The sequence below is a fragment of the Xanthomonas cannabis pv. cannabis genome (genome assembly GCF_000802365.1).
Taxonomy (GTDB): Bacteria; Pseudomonadota; Gammaproteobacteria; order Xanthomonadales; family Xanthomonadaceae; genus Xanthomonas; species Xanthomonas cannabis.
Genome location: NZ_JSZE01000243.1, coordinates 1 through 244, shown reverse-complemented (window position 1 = coordinate 244; position 244 = coordinate 1). Strand labels below are relative to the sequence as shown.

Below are 244 nucleotides of genomic sequence, written 5' to 3'. Positions count from 1 at the left end.
CAGCTGTTGCAGGTGGCGGACAAACCGCTACGCAAGCTGCTGCAGGCCAACGTGAACCAGCTCGTGCGCAGTGTGGCGCGGCTGGATGAACTGATCGCCGGGCAGCTAAAGACGCTGCTCATCGAGCAACCGCACCTGGCGGCGTTGAAGACGCTCAAAGGGGTCGGTCCGGTATTGCTGGCCGTGTTGGCGTGCCGGTTGCCGGAGCTTGGGACGCTCAACGGAAAGCAGATCTCCCGATTGG

Annotated in this window: 1 pseudogene; it reads left to right on the top strand. The window is 63.1% G+C overall.

Features of this window, described 5'->3' with window-relative positions:
• Positions 1 to 244, top strand: a pseudogene (locus OZ10_RS22585) (IS110 family transposase); the annotation flags it as partial.